The organism is Sphingobacterium sp. LZ7M1 (assembly GCF_024296865.1).
Classification (GTDB): Bacteria; Bacteroidota; Bacteroidia; order Sphingobacteriales; family Sphingobacteriaceae; genus Sphingobacterium.
In genome coordinates this window covers 319,799-342,487 of the sequence record NZ_CP101134.1, presented here as the reverse complement: position 1 = coordinate 342,487, position 22,689 = coordinate 319,799, and the positions used below count along the sequence as shown (strand labels likewise).

At 40.9% G+C, this 22,689-nt stretch carries 20 protein-coding genes; 7 read left to right on the top strand and 13 right to left on the bottom strand.

Annotated elements, in window-relative coordinates; all coding sequences use genetic code 11:
• Positions 1-3: 3 nt before the first annotated feature.
• From NMK93_RS01470 to NMK93_RS01450, 5 genes are all read right to left on the bottom strand, one after another.
• Positions 4-3,246, bottom strand: a complete 3,243-nt coding sequence (locus tag NMK93_RS01470) for a SusC/RagA family TonB-linked outer membrane protein (RefSeq protein ID WP_254526580.1) — start codon at positions 3,244-3,246, stop codon at positions 4-6.
• Positions 3,247-3,593: 347 nt separating this feature from the next.
• Positions 3,594-3,977: a hypothetical protein gene (locus NMK93_RS01465; protein ID WP_254526581.1), complete on the bottom strand. Its 384-nt coding sequence runs from the start codon at positions 3,975-3,977 to the stop codon at positions 3,594-3,596.
• Positions 3,978-3,979: 2 nt separating this feature from the next.
• Positions 3,980-5,230 carry a glutamate-5-semialdehyde dehydrogenase gene (locus tag NMK93_RS01460; RefSeq protein WP_254526582.1) on the bottom strand — a complete coding sequence of 417 codons (1,251 nt, stop codon included), beginning with the start codon at positions 5,228-5,230 and terminating at the stop codon, positions 3,980-3,982.
• Positions 5,231-5,241: 11 nt separating this feature from the next.
• Positions 5,242-6,273, bottom strand: coding sequence for a glutamate 5-kinase (proB, locus tag NMK93_RS01455; protein WP_185211382.1), 1,032 nt, complete (start codon positions 6,271-6,273; stop codon positions 5,242-5,244).
• Positions 6,274-6,409: 136 nt separating this feature from the next.
• Complete coding sequence (locus tag NMK93_RS01450; protein WP_185211383.1) at positions 6,410-6,598, bottom strand: hypothetical protein; 189 nt, start codon at positions 6,596-6,598, stop codon at positions 6,410-6,412.
• Between the two features lie 214 nt (positions 6,599-6,812).
• Here NMK93_RS01450 and NMK93_RS01445 point away from each other — a divergent pair, with 214 nt between their 5' ends.
• Positions 6,813-7,319: a hypothetical protein gene (locus NMK93_RS01445; RefSeq protein WP_254526583.1), complete on the top strand. Its 507-nt coding sequence runs from the start codon at positions 6,813-6,815 to the stop codon at positions 7,317-7,319.
• A gap of 287 nt (positions 7,320-7,606) precedes the next feature.
• On the opposite strand, the gene NMK93_RS01440 is transcribed toward NMK93_RS01445, so the two are convergent.
• The 5 genes from NMK93_RS01440 to NMK93_RS01420 form a co-directional block, all read right to left on the bottom strand.
• A complete protein-coding gene (locus NMK93_RS01440) occupies positions 7,607-8,371 on the bottom strand; it encodes an exodeoxyribonuclease III (RefSeq protein WP_254526584.1) in 765 nt (254 codons plus the stop codon).
• Between the two features lies 1 nt (position 8,372).
• Entirely contained in the window at positions 8,373-9,134 is a 762-nt protein-coding gene (locus NMK93_RS01435; RefSeq protein WP_185211386.1) for a peptidylprolyl isomerase, read from the bottom strand.
• Positions 9,135-9,137: 3 nt separating this feature from the next.
• Positions 9,138-9,485 (bottom strand): hypothetical protein, encoded by a 348-nt coding sequence (locus tag NMK93_RS01430; protein WP_093101611.1) that lies wholly within the window; start codon positions 9,483-9,485, stop codon positions 9,138-9,140.
• Positions 9,486-9,489: 4 nt separating this feature from the next.
• Entirely contained in the window at positions 9,490-9,930 is a 441-nt protein-coding gene (locus NMK93_RS01425) for a low molecular weight protein-tyrosine-phosphatase (protein WP_185211387.1), read from the bottom strand.
• A gap of 479 nt (positions 9,931-10,409) precedes the next feature.
• Positions 10,410-11,948 carry a Do family serine endopeptidase gene (locus NMK93_RS01420; RefSeq protein ID WP_185211388.1) on the bottom strand — a complete coding sequence of 513 codons (1,539 nt, stop codon included), beginning with the start codon at positions 11,946-11,948 and terminating at the stop codon, positions 10,410-10,412.
• A 192-nt stretch (positions 11,949-12,140) separates the two neighbouring features.
• Here NMK93_RS01420 and dapF point away from each other — a divergent pair, with 192 nt between their 5' ends.
• From dapF to NMK93_RS01405, 3 genes are all read left to right on the top strand, one after another.
• A complete protein-coding gene (gene dapF / locus NMK93_RS01415; protein ID WP_254526585.1) occupies positions 12,141-12,929 on the top strand; it encodes a diaminopimelate epimerase in 789 nt (262 codons plus the stop codon).
• 76 nt (positions 12,930-13,005) lie between these two features.
• The gene (locus tag NMK93_RS01410) at positions 13,006-15,885 is read left to right on the top strand and encodes a DEAD/DEAH box helicase (protein ID WP_254526586.1); all 2,880 of its coding nucleotides are present in this window, start codon (positions 13,006-13,008) and stop codon (positions 15,883-15,885) included.
• Between the two features lie 496 nt (positions 15,886-16,381).
• A complete protein-coding gene (locus NMK93_RS01405; RefSeq protein ID WP_254526587.1) occupies positions 16,382-16,858 on the top strand; it encodes a hypothetical protein in 477 nt (158 codons plus the stop codon).
• Positions 16,859-16,907: 49 nt separating this feature from the next.
• Here the strand turns inward: NMK93_RS01405 and NMK93_RS01400 are convergent, their stop codons facing one another.
• The 3 genes from NMK93_RS01400 to gltX all read right to left on the bottom strand — a co-directional run bounded on the left by NMK93_RS01400 (position 16,908) and on the right by gltX (position 20,291).
• Positions 16,908-17,705: a hypothetical protein gene (locus NMK93_RS01400; RefSeq protein WP_254526588.1), complete on the bottom strand. Its 798-nt coding sequence runs from the start codon at positions 17,703-17,705 to the stop codon at positions 16,908-16,910.
• 157 nt (positions 17,706-17,862) lie between these two features.
• Complete coding sequence (locus NMK93_RS01395) at positions 17,863-18,738, bottom strand: sugar phosphate isomerase/epimerase (RefSeq protein WP_185211393.1); 876 nt, start codon at positions 18,736-18,738, stop codon at positions 17,863-17,865.
• Between the two features lie 23 nt (positions 18,739-18,761).
• Complete coding sequence (gene gltX, locus NMK93_RS01390; protein ID WP_254526589.1) at positions 18,762-20,291, bottom strand: glutamate--tRNA ligase; 1,530 nt, start codon at positions 20,289-20,291, stop codon at positions 18,762-18,764.
• 78 nt (positions 20,292-20,369) lie between these two features.
• On the opposite strand from gltX, the gene NMK93_RS01385 reads away from it, so the two are divergent.
• From NMK93_RS01385 to NMK93_RS01375, 3 genes are read left to right on the top strand one after another with little or no spacing between them, the layout of a single operon-like run.
• Positions 20,370-21,602: a HAMP domain-containing sensor histidine kinase gene (locus NMK93_RS01385; RefSeq protein WP_254526590.1), complete on the top strand. Its 1,233-nt coding sequence runs from the start codon at positions 20,370-20,372 to the stop codon at positions 21,600-21,602.
• Positions 21,583-22,119 (top strand): DinB family protein, encoded by a 537-nt coding sequence (locus NMK93_RS01380; protein ID WP_185215846.1) that lies wholly within the window; start codon positions 21,583-21,585, stop codon positions 22,117-22,119. The genes NMK93_RS01385 and NMK93_RS01380 overlap by 20 nt, the downstream gene beginning before the upstream one ends.
• Positions 22,109-22,534: a hotdog fold thioesterase gene (locus tag NMK93_RS01375; protein WP_185211397.1), complete on the top strand. Its 426-nt coding sequence runs from the start codon at positions 22,109-22,111 to the stop codon at positions 22,532-22,534. Before NMK93_RS01380 ends, NMK93_RS01375 begins: the two co-directional genes overlap by 11 nt.
• Positions 22,535-22,689 lie beyond the last annotated feature (155 nt).

Sequence of the window (22,689 nt, the reverse complement as noted above, 5' to 3'; positions counted from 1 at the left end):
GTCTTAAAGTCCGAAGTTAATACCAAAGTTAAATGTTCTCGCGTGGTTGTATGAGCTATTTCCAGTTGGACCAGTCAGACCACCCACAGGGTTAAATCCTTTTTTCGCAGACCAGAAGTATAGGTTTTCAGCACTCGCATAGATACGCGCTCTCTTAATACCGATTCTGCCTGAGAATGATTCCGGAATTCTATAACCCACATTGATCGCACTGATATTTAAGTAAGATGCTTTAGTCAACCATCTTGATGAAGCAGCACCATGTTGTGAAGTTCTACCAACGTCCATGCGTGGGATATCAGTTACATCACCAGGGTTTTTCCATGCTCCAAATAGATCTGAATGCAAGTTAGCACCATTTGAAGGTCCTGAACTCATCAAACCTGCATAGTATCCATCGTAGAAATATCCACCAACACTATAGGTCAAAACAAATCTGAAGTCAAAATTCTTGTAAGTAAAGTCATTCACAACACTACCATAAACAGGAGGAATTGCTGATTTATCTAACCATGATTGACGAGCCGAGTTATGGTTTGAAGTAACGGTGTCTACACGTCCGTTATTCTCGATCAATTTATGCTCTGGGTTTGAAGCATCGTATGTTACACCATCAGCAAGTCCTAGGTACAATGCGTTTCCATTTTCAGGATCTACACCATAATAAGTTCTTGTATAATAATCATACAATGATCTTCCAACTGCGCGCTTGTATGGACTACTCACCAACTCTGGAGTTTCCTTAGGCATCGCTGTGATCTCATTCTTCACAGTAGTTACGTTAACAGTTAGGTTCCAGTTGAAGTTTTCCTTTCTGATCAAACCTCCTGTTACACTTGCCTCGATACCTTTGTTGGTCATTGCTCCAACGTTTTGGTTGATCGCATATGATCCCGCAGTTGTACCACCATTATGGTATGGCTGATTCACGCTGAACAATAGACCATCTGAATTTCTATAATAATATTCTAAGGAACCTGATAGTCTTCCGTTCAAGAAACTGAAATCTACACCCACGTCCAATGGCTTTTGTGTTTCCCAAGTCAAACGATCACTACCTAATGAAGCATAGATAGATCCAGGGGTTGAAGCATTGTTATAACCAATTTCATATCCTGGCTGATAAGGATAATAAGAACTCAAATCAGAGTTACCTAATTGTCCATAAGAGAATCTAAGTTTTAATAGATCTGTGTAATCATTCTTGAAGAAGTCTTCTTGATCCAATCTCCATGCAGCACCTACTGACCAGAAATTCTCCCATCTTAAGTTTGCAGGGAACCTAGAGTTACCATCAGCTCTCAACATTGCACTTAAGTAGTATCTGCTGTTGTAGTTATAGTTTACACGTCCAAAATAACTCTCAATGGAATTTTCACGAAGACCTGATGTCAATGAACTGATATCAGTAAAGTTCTCCATGACATTTACCCCTTGGAATCCTTGTCCGGTTCTCATACCGCTTAGGTCCTCGATCTTGTACGAGTAGAACTCATGTCCCAATACAGTTTCCAAGTTATGAAGTCCAAATGTGTTATTAGCTCTTAATAATTGGTTGAATGTATAAGACAATTGTCTGTACCAACTTTGGTTGTAGCGTCCAGCTGGAGCACCGTCACCTACAATTGTATTTTCATATCCTTCTGAACGGTTATTTTCTAAATCCGGACTGAAGTTCATCGTAAATGTCAACCAAGGCAATACATTTACGTCCATATATGCTCTCGCACCAATAAAGTCACGGTTTGATTTACTCGTGTTGTACATGGTTTCTGCAATCGCGTGACGACCGCTATTGAAAGGTCTAGATAGACCAAACTCTGAAACCAAGTTACCATAGTCGTAACGTTTTACACCAAATTCATCATAAACGATCTTTCCAGTTTCTGGATCATGTACATATACAGGATAAATTGGAGCAATTCCTCTAGAGAAATAGAACGGGTTGTTGATACCGCCACCATCATAAGCAAAATCAGCTTTTCTAGAAGCAGCGTTTAAGTTCACACCTGTCTTTAACCAATCGGTAACTTTTGTATTTACGTTAACTCTACCTTGGAATCTTTCATTCATCGAACGTAATCCCCATCCATTATCCTTTAAGTAGTTTAATGAGGTATAGATGTCAGTAGAATTAAAACCACCTGAATAGTTCAGGTTATATTCATTACGCTTTCCTGCTCTTGCAGCTTCGTCCTCCCATGAAGTAAATCCTTCATAACGGAACTTCGCGTTCGGGTTTAATTTACCATCAACGCCAACTAAAGCATCGTTAGGTACATCAAAAGCGTTGTAATTACCTAGGTATTGAACAATATCTTGGTATGTTTTACCATTGTAAGTCTGTAAGCCTTTAGCATTTCTTGGCAATAGACCAGAACCTAATTGTTTCGCAACATCCATTGGGATTTTTGCCGAACCAAAAGCCAGGTTGTTGGTGTAAGCCTGCCACATCAATTCATAGTACTGTCCTGCATCAACAGTTTCATAAGCCGGAACCCCGTTTTTATTGAAACCGTATTGCGCTGACACGTTCAACTCAGACTGACCAGATTTACCTTGTTTGGTAGTAACCATGATCACACCGTTTGCACCACGTGAACCGTACATCGCAATAGTAGCAGCATCTTTCAATACCGTTACGGACTCCACATCAGCAGGGTTAATATTGGTCATTCCCCCATCAAATGGAACCCCATCTACAACAACCAATGCGCCTTGTCCTGCAGAATACGATCCAAAACCACGAATACGGATACCTGGTGACGAACCCGGAGCACCAGATGGCGCGCTAGATTGGATACCTGGACCAGCTCCCTGTAAGGCAGTCAACACGTTGGAAATCGGCCTCTTGTCGATTTCTTTGGTGCCAATCTGTGTTGCAGAACCCGTAAAGTCAGATTTTTTCACCGTTCCATAGGCTACAACAACAACCTCATCCAAAGCATCAGAAGTAGAAATTAAGGAAATATTCAAGGTTGATCGGCCAGATGCGGATTGAGTTAAGGTCTCATATCCAATAAAAGAAAATGTCAATCGACCATTCTCATTTACCATGATCGAGTAATTTCCTTGTTCATCAGTTTGGGTAGCTGTGGACAATCCAACAACTTTTACCGAAACTCCAGACAGGGGCGTTCCTGTTGTAGCATCAGTAACCTTACCACTCACCTGACGACTTTGCGCATTCAGCAATCCAATGGACAGCATAAACAGCACAAAAAAGCTGAGTAATTTTTGTTTCATAATAATTGTTTGAGTTTTGTTAAATAATTGTTTTCATTAGGGACGAAGGTTAGTGCGTCCTATTAGTTACCATAATTTGGGCAAGTATATAACAAAAAATTAACATGAAACAATAACTTTCATCACTTTTTTAACCAAGCACTGTTATTCATTGATAAAATAATAGGAATCAAAGAAATAAATACTCATTTTTTTAACTGAAAAATTTATTTTGTAACAGAGCATACAATAAACAGGCTAATTCCGCCGTTAATCGGGAAAATTCCGATCTACACAATCAGCTTTTTAAATTTTTGCAATAAAATTTGCTATTTAAATAAAAATTCCTCTTATAAAAGAGGAATTTTTTATAAAACATTGTCAATCTTTGATAAATAATCAAAATCTTGAAAAGAAAAGGCCCCCGTTTTCTTCATGTTCCATTCGAAAAGAAACTTGGCTTTCTTCAATAAGGCATGGTCCCGATTCATCAAACCATCATACATCAGCAATTGAGCCAATGGCCTTATTTGCTCCGGCTCCAAAGCCACAATAAACTCCTCTAACCCAGCAGTATCTGTTTCTAAAAAGAAACCCCTATCTTTCTTAAAAAAATCCGTGTACCCTTCAGTCAGGTCCATCGGTTCTTCTGTTTCGTCAAATGCAGTGTACCGATCAACGACCAACCGCATGTACTTCCCCATCTCATTGATCCAATTTAGGATGGTATCTTTCTCAAATCTAATTCCCATAACTATCTTATTTGTCCTTCTCCCGTCACGAACCACTTCTCGGTAACCAGTTTTTCTAAAGCAAATGGCCCACGGGCATGTAATTTCTGCGTGGAGATGCCTATTTCGGCTCCCAATCCAAATTCGCCCCCATCCGTAAATCGAGTGGACGCATTGGAATATACCGCTGCAGCATCTACCGCATTCATAAAGTTCAGGATATTTTTTGAATCAGCAGAAACAATACACTCAGAATGTTTGGATGAATACTTTGCAATGTGATCAAGGGCTTCCTCTAGACCAGATACTACCTTCATGGAACAGATCAAGTCCAAGAACTCCCTGCCAAAATCATCTGCCTCCGCCTTACCCAATTCCGTATAGCCTTGTTCCTTCAGGCTTGCATAGCTTTGACCATCTGCCAATACTTTCACTTTAGCTTTCTCAAATAAGGGAACTAAATTCTTTACAAACCCATCTACGATCTCCTCGTCCAGCAAAACACAGTCCAAGGCATTACAGACCGATGGTCTTGAAATCTTTGCATTCGCTACAATCTTGGCTGCCAATTCCAGATCTGCGGTCCTGTCCACATAGGTGTGGCATACCCCAGCACCCGTTTCTATCACGGGAACCTTGGCGTTTTCACGTACAAAGTCGATCAAGCCTTGGGATCCTCTAGGAATGATGATATCTACATATTTGACCGCCGTCAATAGCTCAGCGACAAGTTCCCGATCAGTTGGCAACAGTTGAACAATATTCGGATCTTGCCCATAACTTTTCAATACCTTTTGGATCAAACCAACCAAATAGGAATTACTGTACCAGGCATCCGATCCGCCCCTAAGCAGACAAACGTTGCCCGATTGAATACAAAGGACCGCAACATCAATGGTCACATTGGGCCTCGATTCATAGATAACCCCTACGACACCCAAAGCCACCGATCTCTTTTCTACCAAGAGCCCATTATCGAGCGTTTTACTGCTCAATAATTTCCCAGTAGGATCATCCAATTTAGCAACAGCCCGCACACTGTCAGCAAGGTCTTGGATTCTTGCTTCAGTCAACCTCAACCGATCATATTTGGAATCCGAAGGATCCATTCGGTCCAGATCCTTTTTGTTTTCTTCAATGATCTGTTCGGAACGATCCAATATTTCAGCCGCAATGGCATTCAGTATTTCAGCCTTCTTTTCAATCGACAATTGTGCAATGGCTCTTTTGGCCTTTCTGCTATTTTCAAGTTCGGTTAATATCGTTTTCTTCATTTTAATTTCCTTTATAGCAGCACAATATCATCGGCATGCGCAATTTCAATATTCTTCTTCTCAGACTTGGACCGCAACGAAACCGAGTCTATCTTCGATTTGGCCACAGCATGGATCACATGGTCTTCATCAGCAATCTGGAAGACCTCACCGACCTCAAAATCTTGGATAATTTTGTTTACACCCACAGCCAATAAACTTTTTCTTTTGTTCAAGGCTGCTAAAGCACCCTTATCCACCTGTACCAAGCCTGTAATCAAACTACCACTCGCCAACCATTTGTTTCGGGAGGAAAGCTTTTTCTCCTGAGCTTGGCATATCGTCCCGGTATCTCCAGCCACTGCTTTCAAGATCCCATCCTCGGTTTTCATCGAAAAAATAACCGCTTTGATGCCCATTTGATTGGCCAACCTTGCAAAATTCAATTTTGAGATCATCCCCCCTAATCCTACAGCAGATTTTTCCTCCTTTGCCAAAGCCAATGCCGCTTTGTCAATGATCTTCAACTCCGGTATTACCTTCCCATGCTCGTCCAAGACCCCCGGCACTGAAGTACTGAACAAAATCTGCTCGGCACCAAAACCCACAGCAATCAAGGTCGCCAGTTCATCATTATCAGAGAACTTGAGCTCTTTATTGCTGACTACATCATTTTCATTGGCGATAGGGATTACATTATTCTTCCACAGCGTTTCGTAGGTACTCTTCAACTGTAAAAACTGGCTCCTGTTTGCAAAGTGATGTCGCTCGCATAGACTTTGCGCCAATGCAATCTTAAAAGGCTTGAAGTAGGTGCCATATGTGCGCACCAACAGGGGGTTTCCAATGGCTGCAGCGGCTTTCTTCTGGGCAAGGGTACCCGTGTATTTAGGGATAAACTTCTTTCCGGCAGCAACAGCACCCGATGAAACGATGACAATATTATATTTCGGCTGTAACTGCGCGCATTGACGAGCGATCTCCAGGACAATTCTTTCATCAATTTCTCCATCGGTCGTTATGGCCGCCGAACCAAACTTGATGACCAGTATAGGTTTTTTCATTTTATGATATAATCAAAATATTAAGCAGTTTATTGTTGAAAAACTAACAATAACAAAGAATAGATATAAAATTATGAATTATTAAGCGCTTTTCAATCATTTTCCTTGATATAGAGATTGTAAAAAGCTGATAAGATTAGCCCAGATTCGTGGGTCGTAAGGCATTATTTAGGAATAATGCGGCTGAAATAAGCAATGACAAAGGGCTGGTAATATCCTTCCAGGAAAGTTCATTTGTGCCAAATGCCAAATAGAGTTCATAAGTGCAATACAGCAATAGAATGGCGGTAATGGTAAACATAAATATTGCGAACTTCTTGCCCATAAAATAAATATAAGGAAAATCAGATTAAAATCTACTGATTCGGTATAGAAAAAGGCTAGAATAAATTAGGCCCTCCCTGTTTAATGAATAGTTATGTTTGAATTTAGAAAATCATTAACTTTATTTTCAGATACTAGCCCTTCCTTTTCAGAAAAACCACACAAGATTTAGCCCTATAAAGCTTCATTACAGTAAACCATTAATCTAAATTATCATGGGAAACACTAAGTACCCCAAATTCCTTTTCCTGGCCATCGTTTTCATGTCATTAATTCAGGTTCGATGTGCTGAATCCATTCCAGAGGACTGCCAAGAGGAAGAGGTTGAATTTACTTCAATCAACATTGATCCCACTTGCAGATTCCGTATAGTTGATGAAAAACTAGAAGATAGGTTTCTCGTCATTGAGTCAAAGACAGAACTGGAGAAAGCAATTGCCTTTGTCGATTCTGAGGCCAATGGGCCTAGCAAAGAAGTTTCAAAAATGTTTTCTGAAATAGACTTTAAGACACAAAGTTTATTGATAGGCAAGAAACTAGTTCAAGGGATACCTGCTACACTAATTAGTCAGCAGGTCAACAGAGACTGTGCGAACCATGGGATAGTCTACTCTGCAAAAGTCAAGAACGGAAACTATACCGCTATGGGCACTTATTTGTTTGCAGTCATCGTTCCAAAGCAGCATGCCAATGTCCGATTCAATATAGAAGTGATCCAGTAATACACATGAAAAACACCCAAATAAAGGGTGAAAAAATCATCCCTAAAACAGGGTTTCATTCGAGACATATTCGAGACATGTTGCGGAACCATTCGGCAAAATCTTCGAATTTCTAAGACAATGCTCCGATGAAAAATGAACAGTAGCTCAGGACATTTTGCGAAAGTTCCGAATGTGTCTCGAATAAGGTCAAACCGGAATATAGATCACACAGATTTATGACAAAAAAAGAAATGGCCAGAGTTTTTCTCTAGCCAATCCAATATAAATATTTTTAACGTCTCTAGTTAGTCCAAGATCAATTCCACTGGGCAGTGATCGGAATGAACCGCTTGAGAAAGGATTCGAGAGGACTTGATACTGTCCTTCAGATCATTGGAGACCATATTGTAATCGATACGCCAACCTAAGTTTCTCCCTCTTGCTCCAGCACGATAAGACCACCAAGTGTAATGATGCGGATCTGGGTTGAGGTGCCTAAAAGAATCGGTATATCCCGAGTTGATAAAGTTCTCCATCCATTCACGCTCTGCCGGTAGGAAACCCGAACTATTGGCATTGGATTTAGGGTTATGGATATCAATGGCACGGTGACAGATATTAAAATCGCCACAGACCACCAATTTCGGTTTTTCTTTCAAAAGGTCATTGCTGTACAATTGGAAATCATCCAAGAATTTGTATTTGAAATCCTGTCTGACATCCCCTGTCGTTCCCGAAGGAAAATACACACTCATCACGGAGGCTTTATCAAAGTCGGCACGGATTACCCTACCTTCAAAATCATAATCCTCATGGCCACAACCATATTCAATATGGTTAGGGGTAATTCTGGTGAAGATAGCAGTACCGCTATAGCCTTTTTTCTGAGCGGGGTACCAATAATGCTCATAGCCCATCTCCTCTAATAAAACCAGTTCAGGAACCTGATCTGGAGTTGCTTTAATTTCTTGAATACAGATTACGTCTGGGCTTTCAGCCTTGAACCAATCCAGCCAGCCTTTTTTCAAAGCGGCGCGGATACCGTTCACATTATAGGTAATGATCTTCATCTTAAGGAAGTTTGTAGGTTTTGGATTTCATGGAATCAAACAGCTTGGTAAAGAAGCCTTTCTTAGGAGGAAGCCCTTGCAACTTGCGTTCAAGGTCCAATGCCTGTCTCCTATCCAATAATTTCATGGCAAAACGCTCATCATTATAGGGGCGGTCGTTGTCATCGGTCTTAACCGCTGCAATGCTATCTACAACAGCAATTCCTTCAATCAACTCACCAAACACTGTGTACTCACCATCAAGATGTGGAGTGCCACCAATAGTTTTGTAGGTTTCCCTTTGCAGTGGGGTCAATTTCTTGCCTTTCAACCTAAATTTTTCCAAAGAGTCAAGTGCAGCTTCAGAGAACACGCGGCCTTGAACCAGGTAGAACTGAGATGCCGAGGACTCCTTGGCAGGATTATTATCACGGGCAGCACCTAATGCCCCTTTCTTGTGGATAATATCGGCTTGGATTTCAGCAGGGACCTTGTAATCAGGACCACCATTACCCAGTTGCTGTCTGCTGCCTGCATAACGTGAATCAGGGTCACCACCTTGGATCATGAAATTATGGATGACACGGTGAAACAATAAGGAGTCGAAATAGCCTTCATTGACCAATTTGACAAAATTATCACGGTGTTTACGGGTTTCGTTATAGAGTTTGATAATACCGTTGCCTTTACCGGTTTTTACTTCAACATAATAGTTTTTTGGAGTCTGTGCATATACAAAACTCAAGCCCATCACAAAGGCAAACAACAATACAATTTTTCTCATATATTAAATGAAATTTACATCTTCAAAATAATCAATTATCAAGGATTTGATAATCATTTCCTGTTCCATAAGGGTATAATTAGGAATCGGCTTAATGAGCTTCCAATGTGGCCAGCCCTGTTCATCCTGCCCTTCGAGTTCATAAAACCCTAAGCTACTGAAAAGTCTACAGGTCGCTATGTGCATCAACTCTTCTTTTTCTCTTTTTGAAAACTCCTGCGGACCTTTTCCCAATTCCTGAACACCAATCAGGAAAAGCATGACCTTGATATCAGGAATGTCCATATCGAAGTTCTTGGCGATTGCTCCTTGCAATTCTGCCCACTTCTTATTGATCTCTGCTGCTTGCATGAATTTAATTTTCTGACCAGTCTTGAATGAGTTCTTTACATCGAGATTCAATCAGTTCAAAGACTGGAACGAACATGTTTGAATCATAATATGGATCTGGAACAATATCATCGATCAGAAACAGGGAAACCTTAGCTCTATCTTCTTCAGATATGGCCATCCCCACTACGTCTGCATAATTCTGTTTGTCCATCACCAGAATACGGTCATATTTAGAAAAAAAGGAAGGATTAAAATGTTGGGCCCTTTGACTGGAGATATCAATACCCCTTTCTTTAGCCACTTGGATAGATCGACGATCAGGGGCCTGGCCAACATGCCAATCTCCCGTACCCGCAGAATCTATCTCCCAAGACAACCCGCTCTCCGCAACCATGTGCTCCATAATGCCATGAGCCAATGGAGACCTGCAAATATTCCCTAAACACACCATTAGTATTTTCATGGTTTCAAATATAACATTATCTAGTTAGTATTGAGATGTGAGATATGAGATATTAGACACTAAAAACAGACCTATGACACAAGAAATTTCTGGCGGGCTAACTGAATGGCTCGTGGATAGACTCGGTCTTGCCATCCTCAATCTCTGATTGAGTACCTGTACGCGAATATTAAGGACGCTAATTGGACTTTAGGTGCGTAATATTCCGATATGTTTCGTGCCTCAACTGGACAGCTTAAGGGATACATTTGGGCAATACAACCCTCAGAGGGCAATGTTATTGAGTTACTTCTGATTCTGATCAATCAGTGAAGAATCTGTACGGCTCTTCTCTCTAAAATCCTGACAACCTTAACTAAATGAAATCCCTCGTTAGGGCAGGTTCTACGGTCTTGTGCCTTATGTCTATTAGACTATTAGTCTAAAAAGCAAAAGGGGCCACAATCCCATGTGGCCCCTTTTGCTTTTTAATATTTTTACTAGTATTTCAATGGAACATTGAATTGAACGGTACTACCTCTTTCAGGTACGCCGGTAATACGGACGATGTTTCGGCGAGTGCTACCTAGAGCAGCCTCTACATCATCAACATTGTTTACAGGTTTACCATTAACTTCAGTAATCACCAATCCTCTTTCAACGCCGAAGTATTCGAAAACACCACCTCTGTGTACTTGTGATACAACTACACCTGATTTGATGTTTAATTCTTGTTTGCGCGCATTGCTTGCAGGAACAAAACTAGCACCTAATTTATTGAAGATCTCTGTTGCAGATGCACTAGATTCAGCATCTTCAGTTTTCGGTTTGCTTTCTTCACCTTTCAGGGTCAATGAAACGTCTTTCTCTTTACCGTCACGTTTGTAAGTGATCTTCACTTTATCACCAGGACGTAAGCGAGCAACGTATTCCTGTAGGTCCGGAGTTCCGTAGATGACACGGCCTTCAACCTTGGTCAAGATATCACCAGATTTAATGCCGGCAGCTTCTGCAGCTCCACCTTTCAATACATCACGTACATATAGTCCGTTTACATCTTCAATACCTTTTTCAGCACGTAATTGATCGTTGATCTCTGTAAAGGTCACACCTACATAACCACGTTTAACACTTCCGAATTCCTTGAAGTCATCGACAATCTTTTTAGCAAGGTTAATTGGGATAGCGAATCCATACCCAGCATAAGTACCGGTTGGTGAAGCGATAGCGGAGTTGATACCGATCAGTTCGCCTCTGGCATTAACCAATGCACCACCACTGTTACCTCTGTTGATAACGGCATCAGTTTGTAAGAATGATTCAACAGCATTGCTGATCATTTGTTCTTGTTGCCCCATTCCACCATATCCACGGCCTTGGGTCGGTTCGTCCAAGATACCGATACGGCGGCCTTTTGCACTGATGATACCAGCAGTAACGGTAGACTGTAAACCTAGGGGATAACCTACAGCTAACACCCACTCACCAATCTGAACGTTATCTGAGTTACCTAATTTAACCATCGGAAGGCCAGTAGCATTTACTTTAATTAAGGCAAGGTCAAAGTTTGGATCTCTACCGATCACTTTGGCTTCGTACTTGCGCTTATCGGTCAAGACCACTTCGATTTTATCGGCCTCTTCCACCACGTGGTTATTGGTTACGATATATCCATCAGGAGAGATCAGTACCCCAGAACCTGACGCTGTTGCAGGACGAGCCTGACCGCGTTGTTGTGGGACGCCAAAAAACTCTTCGAACATATCGAAAGGTGAACCGCCACCACCACGGTTACCACGGCTTGCCATTGTTACTTGAATATGTACGACCCCCGGAGAGACTGCCGCTGCAGCTTGGGTAAAATCCGGATTTCCGGTAGAAGAAAGAATCTCTTCGCCGGGGTTGTTTGCATAATATACTTTTTGACGTTCTTCAAACGTCATGTTGTCCATCTGTTTGTTTTCGAAGAGTTTAAACCCACCCACGGCTATGGCTCCTCCTATGATGGCTGCTAATAAAGTTGCACCTATCTTTTTCATATCTATAATTAATCTAACTTTTTTTAATTTATGTTTCCTAATTCAAATGTAATACCATTCAGAAGGCCTTAAAGACTTTTGTCAGTTAAAAAATGTTAACGGAAGCCTGCTATGTCAAGCATTTAACAAGATTTAACAAAAGTTCGGTTTATTGTAACAAGAATATTAAATTTACAGCAGAAACTCAACAAAATGTCAAAAGAAATCCAATTCTACAAATACCAGGGTGCAGGCAATGATTTTATCTTGATTGATAACAGAAAGGGCTCGTTTGATGCCAATAACCAACAATTGATCCAAGAGCTTTGTGACAGAAGGTTTGGGGTTGGTGGAGACGGATTGATGCTTCTTCAAGATACAAATAATTATGATTTCCAAATGCTTTACTTCAATGCAAATGGGAAAGAAGGGACCATGTGTGGAAATGGAGGGCGTTGTTTAGTTGCTTTTGCCAGGGATCTTGGAATCATTTCCCGCGATACTGTCTTTTTGGCAGTCGACGGAAGACATGATGCTCAAATCCAGCAAAATACTGTAAACCTTGGCATGATTGACGTGAATGAATACAGTATGGATGGAGAGGCATTTGTCCTAAACACAGGCTCTCCTCATTATGTTGAGTTTGTAGAAGATTTAGCACATAAAAATGTTTTCCAAGATGGCCATGCGATCCGAAACAACAGTACCTATGGCGAGAAAGGCATCAATGTAAACTTTATCCAAGCGGAAGAAAACGGGTATTTTGTGCGGACTTTTGAACGTGGCGTAGAGGATGAGACCTATGCCTGTGGAACGGGGGCGGTTGCTTCGGCAATGAGTGTGGCGTTGAAGTCCGGCAAAGATGGTGATTTTCAGATTCCGATCCGAGTATTGGGTGGACAGCTTCACATTTCTTTCCACAAAATAGGGCATCAATTCAGCAAAGTTTATCTTTCGGGACCTGCAATCCAAGTATTTCAAGGAAAAATCGATATTTCATAATAATTTAACCTCCTTAATTTTGGAGAAAAAGACCTAATACACGTATATTAGTAGCTTTTTCTACGGAAAGTATAGGATGCAGCAGGTCGACACAATAACTTCTTATCGTTTGGTTTACTCATTAGGGAAGCACCCCTACCTGGGCTACCTCATTGAACCCCATATTGTACAGCTCAACCAAAATGGATCTTATTCCCTATCCTATAAAAGGGTTTTCAGCAATACCGTAGATGAATTTTCGGATGCCTTAGATGAAGTCGATTATGAACTGATCCGTCTTTGCGATGAAATTGAACAGACACAGTTGATCAAACGGTTCCATAAAAAAGCAATCCGTCCCGCTGATTACTTCTCCAAGATCTTTGACCAAAAAATCTACGAGCATATACGTCCAAAGATCGAAAGCCGTTTATTACATATACTGAACAACATTGGCGATAAGCCACTGTTCTTGATGAGCAAGGATGGATATCCTGCAGAGCTGGAACTGAAAATAGCGGATAAACCAACCAGTATCCTTTTCCATTTCAGAAGGAATGAAACGGAAACACGCTATTTTCCGACCCTCAAATATGATGGGCTCCGCATGGAATTTATGTACAAGAATGCGGATGTGATAGTCAACCAACAGGCTTGGCTGCTCTTAGAGAATGTCCTGTATTATTTCGATGAAGAACTTGAGGGCAAGAAATTGACCCCCTTTTTAAACAAACGCTTTATTTCAATCCCAAGGAATACGGAGAAAAAATACTTCGAAACCTTTGTGACCTCGCTGATTGAAAAGCACCATGTATATGCCGAAGGTTTAGAGATCATCAACTATAGGGAACAGGCCATCCCTCAACTTAGGATTGTCTATTGCCCAGAACAAGAGGCGCAGCTGCAACTGTATTTTGAATATGGAGAATACAGTTTTCCTGCAGGCGCACAGCACCCTGTGACGGTCCGTTATGTCTATGACAAGGAAAAGGATTCCCATCAGTTCTATAGGATAAAAAGGTCCCTACAATGGGAGGAAAAGAAAGCCAAAACCTTAGAAGATTATGGATTGGAGCGTGCTGACGCCCTATTTGGTTCCTACCTGCCTGTTACCGGGATCAATGGCTATCGAATTTCCAGCATCGAATGGGTCAATGAACACCTTTCGGAATTGACCGAAGCTGGCTTCCATATCGTCCAAAACCATAATGACAAGAAATTCCTGATCGGCAAGACCAGTATCAGCATTGAAGTCACCGAGAAGAACGATTGGTTTGACATATCCGCAATCGTACGGTTCGGGGAATATGAAATACCTTTCATCAATCTTCGTCAGCATATATTGAACAGGATCCAAGAATTTGAATTGCCAAATGGTGAAATAGCCATCATTCCACAGGAATGGTTCTCTCAATATGAGCACCTATTCCAGTTTTCATCACAAAAGGAGGGCATTCGATTAAATCGGACACATATTGGATTGTTAAACGATGTCACCGAACATACCCAAGTCAGCATGCAGCGTAAGTTGAACAAACTTGGGGAGTTTGATGAGATCGCAGACATCGAGACACCGAAAGAATTTAAAGGTTCTTTACGTCCTTATCAAAAGGCTGGCTACAACTGGTTCCACTTCTTGCAGGAATACCGCTTTGGCGGCCTTCTAGCAGACGATATGGGTCTAGGAAAGACGGTTCAGACCTTGGCGCTATTGCAGCAGCAGAAAGAAACCTTGGCCGCCGACCAGCCTAAAACTTCACTGTTGATCGTACCGACCTCCTTGATATTCAACTGGCAGAAGGAAGCTGAAAAGTTTACGCCTAAATTGCGGGTATTGTTACATACCGGAACTTACCGCAGCAAGAACAACTTTGCCTTCAGTCATTTTGATTTGGTGATCACGACCTATGGGGTGGCGCGAATTGATGAAGAGCTGCTATCAGGCTTTTACTTCAATTATATTATTCTGGACGAGAGCCAGAACATTAAGAACCCAAGGTCTAAGTCTTTTTCGGCCATTAAACACATCAAAGGAAAGAACAAACTGGCCTTGAGTGGTACCCCTATCGAGAATTCGGTAGCTGATATCTGGTCGCAGATGTCCTTTGTCAACCCCGGCCTTTTGGGCAGTTACACTTATTTCCAGAAGGAATTCGTCCTGGCCATCGAAAAGAAAAAGGATGAGGAAAAAGCGAGACGCCTACAGGCTATCATAAAACCTTTTGTATTGCGAAGGACCAAGTCTCAAGTTGCGACGGAATTACCACCGAAATCGGAGCAGATTTTCTATTGCAGCATGACCGAGGAGCAGTCTGAATATTACGAAAAGGTAAAATCGGAATATAGAAATGCACTGCTGGACGGTGCTTTCACAGGGAAAGCGACCCAGATTGCCTTGTTACAGGGGCTTACCAAATTGAGGCAATTGGCAAACCATCCGCTGATGATCGATAGCCAATACAAGGATGGTTCTGGAAAATTTGATGCCGCGATAGAGACCATGGATTCCATCCTAAAGGAAGGTAACAAGGTCTTGATATTTTCCCAATTTGTAAGGCATCTTCAGATTTTCAGGGATTATTTTGACAAGAACAAAATCCGTTATGCATATCTGGACGGTTCTACGACAGATAGGAACAATGCCGTAAAGGAATTTAAGGAAAACGAGGAAACCCAAGTCTTCTTGATTTCCATTAAAGCTGGCGGTGTCGGATTGAACCTAACGGAAGCGGAATATGTGTTCATCTTAGACCCTTGGTGGAACCCTGCAGTCGAACAACAAGCCATTGACCGTAGCCACCGAATCGGACAGACCAAAAATGTATTCATCTATAAGTTTATAGCCAAGGATAGTATTGAAGAAAAAATCCTCGCTCTACAGGGAATGAAGAAGTCCCTGGCCAGTTCACTCATCAGTACAGAAGAGAGCTTCGTGAAATCACTAAGCAAAGAGGATATCAATGAACTTTTTAGTTAATTCTTCCCTGAAAATATTACAATTCAGACAGCACAAGTATTTTTATTGAAAATCAGGTATTTCTAACATTCCTGCCACATTTCTATATTCCTACCTTGAAATCCACATTTTCATTTGGCTCATATTTCAATTTTATCTTGAAACAGCACTAATATTAACTTCTCAATAATTATTAAGGAAAATATTACTCTAAATTCCCCACTCTATTTTGAACTTAATCTAGAGAAAATCTACCATAGACCTAATAGGCAAAAGTTACAATAGATTTCGGTTATAGCTGTAAAATTTTTTATCTGACTTATTTACACAAATATTAGCTTGAATTAAATTTTAGCCGACATTCTTTTTCCTAAAAAGACTGTTTTGTTTTCTCAGATTATTGATATTAAGGCATAAAACTTTTTTGTGGTTAAACAATTACATATTTTCCCATTATTTAATAATCGAATTAAATATATTTATACATTAATACAATTAACACCTAAAAAGCAGTAAAATGTACAAACTCGATTTTTTCACGCAGTATGGCCAGTTCTATTTGGTGAACATAGCTGAGGTCAGTGAAATGGACGATCTGGAGTTTTGGACCGACAAGGCGCTAAAGGAGCGCCTAGCGGTGGAAAAAAACACGTTGGGAGTTGCCGTTGAAAACGACTTCTCCATTGTCAAGGGTGAACTGGAAACTTTAGAGGCCCCAAATGAGGACATTGATCCTCAAGCGGACCATATCGTGGAAGGAAGCCTGGAGATAACTTCAGGGGTTATGGAAATCCAAGACTGTCCAAATAGCGAAACTATTCTCGCTGTGCCATTAGAAAATGGGGCATACAGGGTCAGGATTTATTCCTATAACCTTAATGACCCTTACAATGGAATTGATGACCGCAACCCCAATGATCACTACCGGATAGAAATCTGGAAAGAAGCTCCTTCAGACCGGAAAGTCCTAAAACAATGGATCCGAAACTATTAAGAATGAAAATGATACTTTGACTAACGCCTTACAAAGTATCTTTTAAAACTTAATTCCCTGCCCCCTTATCTTTTTCCTCTTCGCTATATAACAAAAACCTATCGGCAAAAAGTTGATTCTTCTTCAAGTCGAAATAAGTATGGTTCCTTAATTTTCCCTCTATCTCAATATCCTCTGTAAACTCATAGTAATGTGCCTTATTGAGCGCCTCTTTATGCGCATTATCGATCATTAGGAAGTCAACTTGGTAATAATCGTCATCAGGGCTTGATGAAGACAGGCTTAGTTCTTTAGCATTGAACGGCACTATTTGTATGGTTCTATCATTCAATATCCATTCTTGGGCTTTTAACCCAATCGATTTGTTTACTACAGTTTCAAGATCAGGCTTTCCCCATTCTTTATATAGGATAGATAGTATGCTATCCCTCGTCGCCAAAGATCTATAAAAAGCTAAGGCCTGGTAGGCGATAGGTTTTTTATGGAGATCGGTGACTACCGAAACGGTCTTGAAGAACAATGGTCCATAGGAAGCGATACTGTCTTTGAAAGGGCTTTCCAGGAGAAACCCAAAATCAGCTTTTGGAACCTGAATATGGATTGCACTTATAATTGGATCTTTGATCCGGTATGCCAGCTTCTCATCACTCAGTTCATGTTCCATTAAGGAACCAAGACTAACATTATTTTCCTCTGCCATCCAATTCCCAAAAATGGTTAGGACATTTTCATCAAAATTGGAGTTATTCAGATCCAATACATCTTTATTGGTTTTGTTTTCGGTTCCTTCTTGACATGAAATCATTAAAAGAAGCAATAGAATAAAGCTGATCAGGGAATTTCTCATAAACGAAGTATTGCGGATGATATATGTATAAATATACCCAATTTACAATTGTGTATTTCTTTAATTTCCAAACAATTGTGAACAGATTGTGGAGGAGACCTAAAAACAGAATGGGCAATAAGTTGCCTTATTGCCCATTCGATAATTCATTTTGTACTTAAAGAGCGGCTCTAAAGTTTACCACGCTTTCAGTAACTTCTGGAAGGCTGTTTTCCCAGTTATATTCGTATTCAGCAGAAAGCATTCCTTTGAAATTTTGGCGCTTTAATTCTGCCTGTACCTCTTTCATTCCTAATTTACCTGTTCCCCAGATCACATCATGCGCTTTTTTATCACCGAAGGCGTTCAAATCTTTAAAGTGAACATGGTAAACCCTGCCTTCAAGTTTTTTAAGGCATTCAATCGGATTTAATCCCGATCTCATCCAGTGACCAACGTCTGCTGCAGCTCCCATTCTTTTGCTTCTTCCCTCTAGGGCCTTAAGCACTACATCTGGATTCCAGTAATGCGATGGATCTGGATGGTTATGGATGGCAACTTTGATATCGTATTTATCACAAAGTTTTGAGATATAGTCCAATTGATTTTCTGCTGGTTCTGCATTGATTACTTTAATATCAAAGTCCTTAGCAAATTGGAATACTTTTTCCCATTCTGCTTCATCCTTTGCACCTACTACACCATAAGCATGAACGGTAATCCCTCTGTCCTTTAAAAGTTTTTTCACTAATTGACGTCCTTCTGGAGAAAGTTCATAAGTCATTTTTTCTGAGCTACCCCCGCCTACAGTTTGACCAGGGAAAGCCTCTACATAACGAAGGTTTGCCGCAGCGATCTTATCTAATGCTTCTGCAAAAGAAAATAGTCTGAAGGTATAGGCTTGAGAACCTAAATGCCAACCTAACTTTTCTTCAGGGAATGGGCCTTTAGCCTTTACGGTTCCCTTTGCTGCAGGGGCATTGCTAGAGCAGGATGAGAAAATGACCAAGGCAACGGCCAAGCATCCTACAAACAATTTACTAAGTTGTTTCATATAATTTGATTTAAGTTGAGTTCTTAGTCTTGAAATTTTGGAACAGCAATCTTGATTCTTTCGATGACTTCATCCTTGCCCAATACCTCAGCAATCTTGAATACATCGGGTCCGAATTTTCCTCCAACCAACATGATACGGAATGGCATCATCAATTCTCCCATCTTCATTCCTGAGTCCGATATCTTCTGTTTAAATAGAGGTTCAAGTGTTGTAGCATCCCAAGAAGATTGTTCTTGAAATAAATCAGCTACTTCATTAAAGAAAGTTGTTTTATCTTGATTCCATTTAGGTTTTACTGCATCGACATCATAGTTTGCGGGCTTTTGAAAGAAAAATGAAGCTTGCTCCCAAAAATCTTCTATGTAAGTTAATCTTTCTTTGACTAAATCAAGAATAGTTTCCACAAAATCATCTCCAAATTCAGCAATTTGAACCTCATGTTTCTCTAATACAGCCTTCACTTCGGGTAAAAGTTCGGTATTAGGTGCACGTTTGATCCACTCTTGGTTGTACCATTTAGCTTTTTCGAAATCAAATTTAGCTCCGGCCTTGCTGATACGCTCCACAGAGAATTTCTGGATCAGTTCATCCATGTCAAACAGTTCCTGTTCGGTACCATCATTCCAACCTAACAAGGCTAGCATATTGATAAATGCTTCTGGAAGGAAGCCTCTTTCGCGGAATCCAGTGGTAAGATCACCTGACTTAGGGTCTTGCCAATTCATGGCGTAAACCGGGAATCCTAAACGGTCTCCATCGCGTTTACTTAATTTTCCATTTCCATCTGGTTTTAAGATCAATGGAAGGTGCGCCCAGTTAGGCATTTCATCCTTCCAGCCTAAATAATCCCATAACAAAATATGGACTGGAGCAGATGGCAACCACTCTTCACCTCTGAAGATGTGGGAAATCTCCATAGCTCTATCATCTACTACTACCGCCAGGTGGTAGGTAGGCATGCCGTCAGCTTTCAACAAAACCTTATCATCAACAAGGCTTGTTTCAAAGCTCACACGACCACGGATCATATCATCAAAAGAAACCACTTCGTTTTCAGGCATTTTGATGCGGATGGTATGTGCGGCACCATCTGCCAACAAACGCGCTGTCTCCTCTTGCCCTAGGGAAAGGGAATTTCTTAAGCTCATGCGGTTATCGTGGGCATAGCGGAAGTTAGGATGTATTTTTCGCTGTTCTTCCAGCTCTTCTGCCGTGTCAAAGGCGTAATAAGCATAGCCTTTTTCCACTAGTTCTTCAGCAAACTTTCTATAAGAAGGCTTACGTTCGCTTTGACGGTAAGGGCCAAAGTTGCCTGGATGGTTGGGACTTTCGTCGGGATTCAAACCACACCATGCTAAACATTCCATAATATATTCTTCAGCACCGGGCACAAAACGGGTCTGATCGGTATCTTCAATGCGTAAGATAAACTCGCCATTATTGTGTTTCGCGAAAAGATAATTGAACAATGCGGTACGAACGCCGCCTAAATGTAATCCGCCTGTAGGACTAGGTGCAAAACGGACCCTTACTTTTTTGTCTGAACTCATAACCACAAAATTAAGCAATTATTACTTTTCTTTCTCGTAGCAATCTTAAAATGATTAATTTGGTTGAATTGAAGAGTTATGAAGCAACATCCCTATCGATACAATAAACAACAATGGAAGTTTTTCCTTTTTTTATTTGCGGCATTGATTGCTGCTGCATCGTTGCTTTATTCCAATTATTTAGTCAAAAGCCTTTCCAAGTCGGAACGGACGAAAGCTGAAGTATGGGCCATGAGTACCCAAAGCATCGTTTCGATGCCCGATGTAGATGATCAGTTCATCAGTTTTATCTATGCTGTTCGTGATAGTCTTTCCCTACCTGCCATTATCACCAAGGAATCGGGAGAGATCATTTTTTGGAGAGACCTGGATAGCACCAAAACAAATATCCACCCTTCTACACAAGATTCAGCGACTTCCTTAATTTATGACCCGCCTTATTTCGAAAAGCAATTGGCTAAGATGAAAAAGGCCCATCCGCCCATCCATATTTCCTTGGATACCGGCGAGAAATGGCTAGTGTACTACCATGACTCCAAGGCGCTGAGCCAACTCAGGATTTTTCCATATATACAGTTATCCTTGATCGCCGTCTTCCTAATCGTTGCCTATACTGTATTTAACTCCATTCGGGATTCTGAACAGAACCTAGTTTGGGTCGGTATGGCAAAAGAAGCCGCCCATCAATTGGGAACCCCCATATCATCTATGATGGGTTGGCTAGAACTGGCCAGGATAACCTACCAGGGGAAGGACAATTCCCTGTTGGATGAAATGGAAAGGGACGTACAGCGACTGGAAATCGTAGCGGACCGTTTCTCGAAAATCGGGTCAACTCCCTCATTATCAAACCAGGTCATCTTTAAGATTGTGGAGGATTACGTGAATTATTTCAAGGTAAGGACCAGTAAAAGGATATCTTTTGAGTTGACTGGTGACCAACAGGTGGAAGCTAAACTGAACGTACAGGTATTTGACTGGATCATCGAAAACCTATTGAAAAATGCAGTCAATGCCATCGAAGGCGAAGGAAAGATCACGGTCAACATTTCGGAAAACATTGCAAAAGAAGAAATTTTTATAGACATTAGTGATACAGGAAAGGGAATCCCGAGATCAAATTGGGAAACCATTTTCCAACCAGGATATACCACCAGGCAGCGAGGCTGGGGATTAGGCTTGAGCTTGACCAAGAGGATGGTATATTATCACAAAGGACAAATTTTTGTCAAAGAATCTGAATTAGGAAAAGGTACAACATTTAGAATTGTATTAAAAAGTAATTTACGCTATGAACCCACTCAAATCTGACGAATACCCAGCGATTTTCAACGATTATATCGAAACCATTACTGGTGATGTAATGGAAGAATTAAATGAACAAATTGAATCTTTTCCTGAATTTATTGCGAGTATCCCGGAAGAATTGGGCACTTTTTCTTATGCCGAAGGGAAATGGACCATCAAAGAGGTGCTGTGCCATATCCTTGATGCAGAGCGAATCATGACCTATAGAGCTCTGAGGTTCGGCAGGAATGACATGACCGCCTTGGCTTCCTTTGAGCAGGATGAATTTGTTGCCAACGGAAGACATAACGAAAGAAAAATGGCCGATATCGCCGAAGAGTTTATCCACCTGCGCAAAGCAAACATGTTCCTGTTCAACTCCTTTGATGAAACAGAACTCAATAGAAAAGGTATGGCTTCTGACCGCTTGATCAGTGTGAGAGCCTTTTTATATATTATTGCAGGACACCTAAACCACCATGTTACTTTATTGAAATCCCGTTATCTAAAAGATCAAAATTTAAACAACAATGTGGTATAGAGAATATAGTCTAGAAGAAATCAATGGCCTTTTTGCCATCAACATGACCGGCTTCTTGGACATCAAGGCTGTTTCCATCACTCCGGACTGCCTAGTGGCCGAAATGCCTGTTACTGAAAAGGTAAAACAACCTTATGGTCTATTGCATGGAGGCGCATCCTGCGTATTAGCCGAATCTGTAGGCAGCATAGCTTCCAATATGGTCATCGATTCCAATGAATGGGCCGGTGTAGGATTGGAGATCAATGCCAACCACATCAGACCTGTCACGAAAGGTCTGGTCCGTGCAACTTGCAAGGCTTACCATATAGGCAAGACCACCCATGTTTGGGATATACAAATCCATAACGAACGTAATCAGCTGGTATGTATTTCAAGGCTTACCATTGCCGTGATAAAAAAACCGACAGCCTAAAAAACAATGTGTTCCAACATCTGTTGAACCTGTATCATATCTATATGGTTTTATGATACGGTTTAGGTTTTTAGAAGAGACATTAGCTTAATGTCTCTTTTTTATTAATTAAAAAATCTTGTAGCCTGACTTCCTAGACTCCTGAAAGAGTGGAA

What these genes read in the sequence shown, in the direction of transcription:
- NMK93_RS01470 (WP_254526580.1), bottom strand. Translation starts at nt 3,246, where the DNA reads ATGAAACAAAAATTACTCAGCTTTTTTGTGCTGTTTATGCTGTCCATT.
- NMK93_RS01465 (WP_254526581.1), bottom strand. Translation starts at nt 3,977, where the DNA reads ATGGGAATTAGATTTGAGAAAGATACCATCCTAAATTGGATCAATGAG.
- NMK93_RS01460 (WP_254526582.1), bottom strand. Translation starts at nt 5,230, where the DNA reads ATGAAGAAAACGATATTAACCGAACTTGAAAATAGCAGAAAGGCCAAA.
- proB (WP_185211382.1), bottom strand. Translation starts at nt 6,273, where the DNA reads ATGAAAAAACCTATACTGGTCATCAAGTTTGGTTCGGCGGCCATAACG.
- NMK93_RS01450 (WP_185211383.1), bottom strand. Translation starts at nt 6,598, where the DNA reads ATGGGCAAGAAGTTCGCAATATTTATGTTTACCATTACCGCCATTCTA.
- NMK93_RS01445 (WP_254526583.1), top strand. Translation starts at nt 6,813, where the DNA reads ATGGGAAACACTAAGTACCCCAAATTCCTTTTCCTGGCCATCGTTTTC.
- NMK93_RS01440 (WP_254526584.1), bottom strand. Translation starts at nt 8,371, where the DNA reads ATGAAGATCATTACCTATAATGTGAACGGTATCCGCGCCGCTTTGAAA.
- NMK93_RS01435 (WP_185211386.1), bottom strand. Translation starts at nt 9,134, where the DNA reads ATGAGAAAAATTGTATTGTTGTTTGCCTTTGTGATGGGCTTGAGTTTT.
- NMK93_RS01430 (WP_093101611.1), bottom strand. Translation starts at nt 9,485, where the DNA reads ATGCAAGCAGCAGAGATCAATAAGAAGTGGGCAGAATTGCAAGGAGCA.
- NMK93_RS01425 (WP_185211387.1), bottom strand. Translation starts at nt 9,930, where the DNA reads ATGAAAATACTAATGGTGTGTTTAGGGAATATTTGCAGGTCTCCATTG.
- NMK93_RS01420 (WP_185211388.1), bottom strand. Translation starts at nt 11,948, where the DNA reads ATGAAAAAGATAGGTGCAACTTTATTAGCAGCCATCATAGGAGGAGCC.
- dapF (WP_254526585.1), top strand. Translation starts at nt 12,141, where the DNA reads ATGTCAAAAGAAATCCAATTCTACAAATACCAGGGTGCAGGCAATGAT.
- NMK93_RS01410 (WP_254526586.1), top strand. Translation starts at nt 13,006, where the DNA reads ATGCAGCAGGTCGACACAATAACTTCTTATCGTTTGGTTTACTCATTA.
- NMK93_RS01405 (WP_254526587.1), top strand. Translation starts at nt 16,382, where the DNA reads ATGTACAAACTCGATTTTTTCACGCAGTATGGCCAGTTCTATTTGGTG.
- NMK93_RS01400 (WP_254526588.1), bottom strand. Translation starts at nt 17,705, where the DNA reads ATGAGAAATTCCCTGATCAGCTTTATTCTATTGCTTCTTTTAATGATT.
- NMK93_RS01395 (WP_185211393.1), bottom strand. Translation starts at nt 18,738, where the DNA reads ATGAAACAACTTAGTAAATTGTTTGTAGGATGCTTGGCCGTTGCCTTG.
- gltX (WP_254526589.1), bottom strand. Translation starts at nt 20,291, where the DNA reads ATGAGTTCAGACAAAAAAGTAAGGGTCCGTTTTGCACCTAGTCCTACA.
- NMK93_RS01385 (WP_254526590.1), top strand. Translation starts at nt 20,370, where the DNA reads ATGAAGCAACATCCCTATCGATACAATAAACAACAATGGAAGTTTTTC.
- NMK93_RS01380 (WP_185215846.1), top strand. Translation starts at nt 21,583, where the DNA reads ATGAACCCACTCAAATCTGACGAATACCCAGCGATTTTCAACGATTAT.
- NMK93_RS01375 (WP_185211397.1), top strand. Translation starts at nt 22,109, where the DNA reads ATGTGGTATAGAGAATATAGTCTAGAAGAAATCAATGGCCTTTTTGCC.